This is a genomic window from Mesorhizobium argentiipisi (SeqCode) (genome assembly GCF_037179585.1).
Classification (GTDB): domain Bacteria; phylum Pseudomonadota; class Alphaproteobacteria; order Rhizobiales; family Rhizobiaceae; genus Mesorhizobium; species Mesorhizobium argentiipisi.
Genome location: NZ_JAPYKO010000107.1, coordinates 1 through 460 on the forward strand (window position 1 = coordinate 1; position 460 = coordinate 460).

Here is a 460-nt window from a genome sequence, read left to right on the forward strand (position 1 = left end):
TCGAAAACGCTGCGCGGCCGGATAAAAGGCACGACTCCCAAGGCGAAGATGAGTCCCGACAGGATAATCAAGGAGACGCTCACAGGGCCCTCGACACGGTTGCCATGGGTCTATTGCCGCGAGAGGAAGGCGAGTTCGCCTTCGGCAAGATCGGCTCGGACTGCAATGAAGTTCGCCTGAATGAAATTGTCCAGAGCCGGGGCATACGCAAAATACTCGATTCTGTCACGCAGCAGGCGGCCGATCCGCATCTGCGGCGTCAACACGGCGAAGAAATCCCGAAGGAAGGTTCGCGAGTAGATCGACATGTAATTATATTCGAATTGAATCACGTCGATGCTGCCAGACGCGAGAAGGCTCTGAAAGCCTTCAATCACCTTCAGGTCGTGGCCTTCGGTGTCGACCTTGAGGAATCGGATATGGGTAACATCGAGTTCCGCGCAGATATCTGCGCCCGTGC

1 protein-coding gene is annotated in these 460 nt (G+C 55.7%); it reads right to left on the bottom strand.

The annotated features are described in order from the left end of the window. Positions 1–110: 110 nt before the first annotated feature. Positions 111–460, bottom strand: a 350-nt coding sequence (locus O7A05_RS34145; protein WP_337097804.1) for an FkbM family methyltransferase, incomplete at its 5' end; no start/stop codon positions are given.